Genomic DNA, 7375 nt, shown 5'->3' on the forward strand with positions numbered 1-7375 from the left:
TTGTCTTTTATACGTAATTTAAGGGTTTTCATGTACTTATATTAACAATCAAAACTCAAGGAAAATAGTCCTTAGTTAAATCAAACGACACTTCATGTCGTGTCGCTTATATCTCTGACCTGAAGGAAAGAGTTTTACGCTCCATTTGATAAAATCGCGCAAGGCGACGCATTTATTTTCATTAGCCCTGAATATAACCACGGCTACAGCCCTGCGCTCAAAAATGCATTGGATTACCTCGGTAAAGAATGGGGCGGAAAACCTGCGGCATACGTTAGCTATGGAGGCACCAATGGTTCACGTTCGATTGATCAAATTCGCCAAGTGGCAACTCAATTGGGCTTAATTGACAGTAATGCTGTAGTTGAAATTCGTGACATTTTTACACGTAATCAAACAGATAAATTCGAACCGAATGAATTTGACAACAAAGCGGTTAAAGCGATTTTCAAAAAATTACTGCAATATGTGAGTGCTTAATTGTTGCCGTTCGCGTGATAGATGCCGCCTTTTGTAGGTTCAGGCTTACATTATTTTCGGCAGATGGCAGCTATACGCCATGCATCATCCACGATAAAGTTAAAGCATACAGAGACAGGACGTCACTGAACATAAAACAACAATGATAAGACTAAGCAGGAAGCTTACGGTAGGACAGGAGTTATACCGCTAGAATGAATCTGAAAAAGCCTCGACAGGATGTCGGGGCTTTTTTCATTTCAAATGCTACATAAGAATAGCTCTAACATGAGCCACAACCAAACTCAGGGCAATGACTCATTAGATCTCATCCAATCGGATACGATTACTTTTTAGAACTTTCAACAATTAAGCGGGTCACCAAGTACAAACGCGGCACGATAGAATCCGTCAAAATATATTCTGCTTTATCTGAATGTAATCCATCGCCAGACATACCGATTCCTTCAATGATCGCGGCTTTCGAAGTAACTCCAGCAAAAGCGGCATCAGTACCACCACCCCAAGCGGTCGTTTCAACTTTCATCGGCAGCTTTAATTCGTTTGTGTAAATCTGCTGGGCTGTCGCGGCTAATTTTTTGGCTTGTGGACTGGCTTCTAAAGGTGGTCGACGGACTTCAAATTTGACCTCGACCTGACTTTCCGCCAATTTTTTGGTTTTGACTTTTTGCTTCAAGGTTTTTTCCAACTCAGCAAAATCTTGTGGTTTTAAGGAACGAGCATCTGCCTGCGCTGTCGCATGGTCAGGAATCACATTTCGGGTTTTTCCAGCCGTCGCAACAGTCCAATTCAGCTTTAAACCCGTTTTCGGATTGGATAGATTTTCCAATTGTTGAATCTGAAAAGCCAGTTCTGTCAAGGCATTGACCCCTGCTTCAGGTTTTACCCCCGCATGCGAACCCTGCCCTTTAATATCTAAATAAGCCGCACCAATCCCACTGGTGGCTAACATCAAGCTTCCCTCTAAACCACCGGTTTCAAAGGAGAGGACAACGTCCTGATTTTGAGCGGTATCCATAATCAATTGGCGCGAGCCGGGTGAACTGATTTCTTCATCTGAATTAATTAATACCGTAATGGTGCCGTAATCTTGGTACTTCAGCTGTTTCAGCATATCCAAAACATGAATCACTGCAGCAACACCTTGCTTGTCATCCAAAATACCCAAGCCATAGGCTTTATTACCGTCTATGCGAAACGGTTGACCTTGTAATTGGCCCTTTTGATACACCGTATCGTTATGCGCCAACAACATAATGTTCGTTTGACCTTTGCCTTTTAGTACCGCTTTTACAATCGGCCCTGTCTGATCTGGCGCACCATCGAGTTTCATGATGTCTTTGGGCTGAATCACGTTCACCTCAGCCCCTGTGGCTTTTAATTGCTCTGCGACCACCTTGGCAATCTGATTCAATCCCTCAATATCTTTACTGCCAGATTCAATATTGACTAAGGTTTTCAAGGTCTCTAAATAACTTTGCTTTTGACTTTCTGCAATTTTCTTAATCTCTTGTGGAGATGCTGCCCAACTTGCTGAAGCACTAAGCACAATGACGCAGCCTAATGCGAGCTGAAGTTTTGATGTCGTCCGTTGTTGTGTAAGTGTTCTTAGCATCGATCTTATTCCCTGTATATTTTTCATTATGAATTTTTAATGTCTGATAAATTAGTTCACCATTCAACCAATTAATCGCAAAAATATGTAACACCACTGATAAGGCTTTTAGTCACTTCAAAACCAGCTTCCTGCTGTTTTAAAAGCGGTTTAGATCAATATGGATGCATAGATCTAACGGTCGAGAGCCTTAATGCTGTGCAATACATTGACGCGACGGACAGAATGATAATTTAGGTGTTGTACGTTTTGGCTTACATCAGATGCGGATAATAGACACTATTCACGTTATTGGATTACTTTTATATTAAGGTCATACAGCGACAGGATGTCACTGAACATAAAACAACAATGATAAGACAATGAGCAGGAAGCTTAACGGTAGGACAGAAGTTATACCGCTACAATGAATCCGAAAAAGCCCCGACAGGATGTCGGGGCTTTTTTCGTTTAAGCTCCGTGAAAGCAACATTCCATGTATTTGCACAGACTAAACATCGACCTGAAAACCTAAATCGACATCACAGGCGGCTTGACCAGCTCGAATCCCCCAGTTTTCTTGAGGGCTTTCGCGTAAGGTAATGATGATATGGTCGGCTGGAATGCCAAATTCCACCAAATTTTGCACCAGCATTTGATATAACTTACGCTTGGTTGCTAAGGTTCGTCCCGCAAAACAATCGATGGTGATATGTGTAAAACGCTCAGGCTGCGTCAAATGATCAAACACCTGAAACCGATGTGGGGCATGCACTTGCAAACGTATATTGCGGTCATATCGAGGCAGCTGAAAACTCTGTTGTAAGGCGTCAAAGACAGCATTTATCAACTGTTGTTCTTGTTCTATGCTGTATTGCATCCGTATATCGATTTGTGTTGCAGGCATGCGCGAAACTCATTGTTGTTATATCCATCACTACACTAGCAGGATTTAGCGACGTTCTGCTGTAGGCATTTACCTACAGCGCTTGCAGTATTTACGCCTGTAGCCTCAACAGCAACGCGCCTATAGTAAGAACATACAGAGACAGGATGTCTTGCAATAAAAATAAATAATGCACATGCAGCAGGAACGCTAATCGGTATGACAGGAGTCATATCTTTAGAATGAATCTAAAAAGCCTTCGATAGGATGTCGAGGGCTTTTTTCATGTCGTCATTCATTCAGAGATCGCACTCTATTCGTCGAAAAATCGCAATTTATCAACAATACTTACATCGCAACAGTAAAACTGTACTTATAATCGGCAGAGAATTTAGACAGAATAACGGCTGCGAGTTCAGCAGCTCGAACTGTCAGCGCTTAGGGATTAGGCGACAACAATAAAAATTGAATTAAAAAATTAGAGAATGCCCTATGCAATTGCAACAGCAACAACTGAATAGTTTTACCCGCATTTTTCATGCCGCTCCAGAACACAATAGCCCGCAAGATCTTGCACAATATATTGGCGCGCATCGACAAGAGCTTTTACAACAAATCCATGAAAATGGCATCTTACTGTTTCGTAGTTTTAACATCGAGCAACCCGAACAATTTAACCAACTGATTGAACAATATTTTCAGTTTACGCCATGGAATGCATTTAACCCCAACATGCCCAGCTGGGTTGCATCTTGGATGCGAAAATACAGCGAGAAATTGCTCGGCGCAGGCGACTACCGTCGTTATATAGACCGCAACACAGTGCAATTGGGTCCAGTCGAAAACTCGGTACAAGGCCCACATGTTGAAGGCGGCGTGCGCTCAGAACGCTCGCGTTATATCGCCTTATTTTGTCAGGAACCTTCGACGTATTTGGCAGAAACAGGATTTAATAACTTAGAGCAGATTTGGGAGAATTTTCCGAAACATCTACAGGAAAAATATCTCGGTGCATGGAACCATTTTTCTTATGTCTCGGCGCGCGAGGTGGGGCTATTTGACCGGTTATTGCTGAAAAAGAGCCCGTTTAGTCTAGAGATTCGACAAGATAAAAAAGCCAAACTGACCTTACAGCGTTCGCCACTGGTGATTCATCACCCCGATACGAAAAAGCATGTCATTCAGCCGTGGGCTTTTGCCAATAATACCAATCCATTTGCCCATCAGGCGGCCAAAAATTGCTTTGAAAATCGAGGAGAGATTGAAATCGATTCGACGGCGGACGGCATGCAGCTGACTTGGGAAATTTACACGCCAGAAGGTCAACAAATTGAATGCAGCGATAACGAAAAGCAGCAATTTTTTGATGCGATGTATAAAGATGCGCTGCTTTTACAATGGCATAAAGGCGATGTTGCGATCGTCGATAATATTAAAATTGCGCATTGGCGGATGAATGGAGAACAAGGAAATCGTAAATTAATTCAAATTCAAGCCAATGCATTTAATGCCGATGAGCACTATGCGGCTTAGCTGATAGATTTAAAATTCGTGCAGGCCTGTATGTGAGAAGCCCCGTAGGGGCTTTTTTTTATTTTTTGAATTTTTTGTTTATTTTTTAGCCGCTATTTTGGCTCAATTTTGAATAACCATGCTTTTTCACCGTCCTCAATCCCCCAAATGGCGCCATCTTTGGCTTCAATCAAGCCACGGACCCGCTGTTTCATGTCGATGCGCTGGATTTCTGTTGCCGGTTGATGCGCTGTGTCCACAATCACGATTGCTTGAGACGACAACCCGCCAATCAGCGCTTTATTTTTCCACAAGGGGAATTTTTGCCCTTGGTAAAACATCAAACTCGACGGTGAAATCACCGGTGTCCAGCTGATGGCAGGCGCTTCAAATTCAGGCCGTGTATGATGATCAGGAATCGGTTGATCATCATAATGATCGCCATTCGACACATGCGGATAGCCATAGTTTTTACCACGTTGCACAAGATTTAACTCATCGCCGCCTTTCGGTCCCATTTCGGCCACCCAAAGCTGCTGTTTTGCATCAAATGCCATGCCTAAAGGGTTACGGTGCCCGAAGCTCCACACTTGCTTGGCAACCTCGCCTTGGGTCTGAAATGGATTATCTACAGCAGGTGTTCCATCACTATTTAAGCGCAGTACTTTACCCAAATTTGACTGCAGATCTTGTGCAGGATCAAACTTCTGACGTTCGCCCGAACTCACCCATAATTTTCCATCTGCACCAAACTGCATACGGTGTGAATAATGGCCTTGACCTTCTACTTTTGGAATTTGCCTCCAAATGATTTTCCGCTGTTTTAAACTTGGCGCAGCTTCATTGAGGTTTAATGTGGCTTTTTCGATGACAGCGCCATAACCGCCCTGTCCCGCTTCTGCATAGCTCAAGTATATCTGATGATTTTTTTCAAACTGCGGATCAAGTGCAATATCACCTAATCCGCCTTGTCCGCCATAGGCAACTTTGGGAAGGTTTTTCACCTGTATTTTCTGCTGATTTTGCGGGTTAAAGATGATCAGTTGACCTTTTCTTTCAGTTAGCAATAAGCGTCCATCTGGGAGTTGTTGAAACGCCCAAGGTTCATTAAATTGAGCGATTTTTTGTATTTTAAAGCGTTGTTCTTGCTGGATTTGTGCCGATTTTTGAGCTTGGCTTGGTGTTTGATCTTGTGCTGTAGTTGTGGTGTTTTCCGCATGGCATGCGGCTGTCATCAGGATGCCAACAATGAGGCTAGGCGTTCGAAAATATTGTAAGCATTGTTTCATTTACTGTTCCCTTCCCTTTTATAATCATTTGATTCTAATCAATTAATCAGATGATTTTTCTTTGGAAAGGTAACAGAATAATTTTGTACGTTTTGACTTACATGACATGCAGAAAATTGCGGCTTTCCAAGTTTATGAAACAGGCCTAATCTACAGTTATCAGGAGACAGGAAGTTTCCGAAACATAAAACAATAACAATAAGTTTCTGCATCAGGACGTGAGATATGACAAGGAGTTGTATCTAGAACACGAAATACGAAGAAAACCCCGACAGGATGTCGGGGTTTTCTTTTTCTATCTATTAATTTTTTATGACCCATTAAAAAAATCCCCCAGATTCAGCTGGAGGATTTCACGATCATGATTTTGCGCAATCGGACTTAGAGGCTTTTGAGATATGCCACAACATCGTCATGACCTGCCATTTCTGCAAGTTCTAAAGCGGTATATTGGGTTTTGTGCTTTACATCTGCACCTTTGCCTACCAATAGCTTCACTACGTCTAAATAGCCGTTTTCTGCTGCTGCATGCAGTGCGCTGTAGCCTTCTTCATCGGCAGAGTTTACGTCTGTGCCATTCGCCAAAGATTTTTCGACTTCTGCAAGTTCACCTAAAGATGCCCAGTACACTAGCTCAGGCAGATGCAGTTCTTCATCGTCTTCAGGGATTGGGGAGAATGAGTTGAGTTTCATAATGCAGACCTTGGATTATTTTTCAAATAATGGCCTATATCTTGCCATAAGTTCCTCTTCGTCAAGCTCCAAAATAGATGATAATTTTTTATAATCTGGTAAAGGAGATCTCTTTAATATTGACTGAAACTCAGCATTATCATTCGGTTTGTACGTTAAAATTGATCCATATCCCTTTATCAATTTTAAATTTATTTTCTGCTTTGCAACTTCAGGAAACTCTTGTAAAAATTCATTAAACCCAATAATTAGATCATCTATTAAGACTATTAGCCGCTCACTTAAATCTATAACACGAGCTAATTCGCTTAGGTCTGCAATTTGTGAAATTTCCTGACAAGTAATATTTATACTAGCCCTATTTGATTGTTTCTTATCCAAGATTTCCTTCTTAATTTTTTCATTTGATTCATTGCGGGTCTGTAGCATCTTAATTACGGATGAATAGTTGGAAAACAAAATAAGTAAATTGGGGATATTGTTCCATTTGGAAGATGAGCTGCTAGATATAAAGGCTAACTCATGATATGGAAAACTATAATTTTTATCCTCCAAAATTATAAAAGGTATGGCAAAAAATCTTTTTAATGGATCATTACACAAATTATTGTTGTAATTAAATTTGATAGCTATCAATGATTGATGGATTTCATTACCTAACAATAGCCATTTATTTACGGTGTCTAACTTTCTTTTTTCTAACACTATTTTTTCTTGTCTATGAAAAACAAAATATCCAAGCAATGCGCCAAAAAGAGAAGAAAACAGAGCCATTGCTATTGGAAATATATAATCTAGGACTTACGCATTGACGGATTCAAAAAAGTATTAAAATACTTTATAAAGTATCTGTGATCAGACGAATTAAAAATGCTTCTACAGCAACTTGTACTCTACCCATTTATATGGGCTTTCTCATGA

6 protein-coding genes and 1 pseudogene are annotated in these 7375 nt (G+C 41.1%); 2 read left to right on the forward strand and 5 right to left on the reverse strand.

Annotation, left to right across the window (positions count from 1 at the left end):
• Nucleotides 1-147: 147 nt before the first annotated feature.
• Nucleotides 148-480 (forward strand): annotated as a pseudogene (locus FTU83_RS16450) (NADPH-dependent FMN reductase); the annotation flags it as partial.
• Nucleotides 481-805: 325 nt separating this feature from the next.
• Here the strand turns inward: FTU83_RS16450 and FTU83_RS16455 are convergent.
• Both FTU83_RS16455 and FTU83_RS16460 read right to left on the reverse strand, forming a co-directional pair.
• Nucleotides 806-2095 carry a glutamate carboxypeptidase gene (locus FTU83_RS16455; protein ID WP_180107351.1) on the reverse strand — a complete coding sequence of 430 codons (1290 nt, stop codon included), beginning with the start codon at nucleotides 2093-2095 and terminating at the stop codon, nucleotides 806-808.
• Nucleotides 2096-2585: 490 nt separating this feature from the next.
• Nucleotides 2586-2981, reverse strand: a complete 396-nt coding sequence (locus FTU83_RS16460) for a tautomerase family protein (RefSeq protein WP_168379827.1) — start codon at nucleotides 2979-2981, stop codon at nucleotides 2586-2588.
• A gap of 471 nt (nucleotides 2982-3452) precedes the next feature.
• On the opposite strand from FTU83_RS16460, the gene FTU83_RS16465 reads away from it, so the two are divergent.
• Nucleotides 3453-4493 (forward strand): TauD/TfdA family dioxygenase, encoded by a 1041-nt coding sequence (locus FTU83_RS16465; protein ID WP_180107361.1) that lies wholly within the window; start codon nucleotides 3453-3455, stop codon nucleotides 4491-4493.
• A gap of 92 nt (nucleotides 4494-4585) precedes the next feature.
• On the opposite strand, the gene FTU83_RS16470 is transcribed toward FTU83_RS16465, so the two are convergent.
• The 3 genes from FTU83_RS16470 to FTU83_RS16480 all read right to left on the reverse strand — a co-directional run bounded on the left by FTU83_RS16470 (nucleotide 4586) and on the right by FTU83_RS16480 (nucleotide 7228).
• The gene (locus tag FTU83_RS16470; protein ID WP_373685380.1) at nucleotides 4586-5761 is read right to left on the reverse strand and encodes a PQQ-dependent sugar dehydrogenase; all 1176 of its coding nucleotides are present in this window, start codon (nucleotides 5759-5761) and stop codon (nucleotides 4586-4588) included.
• Between the two features lie 381 nt (nucleotides 5762-6142).
• On the reverse strand, nucleotides 6143-6454 hold the full coding sequence (locus tag FTU83_RS16475) for an ankyrin repeat domain-containing protein (protein ID WP_180107363.1): 312 nt from the start codon (nucleotides 6452-6454) through the stop codon (nucleotides 6143-6145).
• Nucleotides 6455-6469: 15 nt separating this feature from the next.
• Nucleotides 6470-7228, reverse strand: a complete 759-nt coding sequence (locus FTU83_RS16480) for a hypothetical protein (RefSeq protein WP_180107365.1) — start codon at nucleotides 7226-7228, stop codon at nucleotides 6470-6472.
• Between the last annotated feature and the right edge of the window lie 147 nt (nucleotides 7229-7375).

It is taken from the genome of Acinetobacter sp. YH12152 (assembly GCF_013418285.1).
Lineage (GTDB): Bacteria > Pseudomonadota > Gammaproteobacteria > Pseudomonadales > Moraxellaceae > Acinetobacter > Acinetobacter amyesii.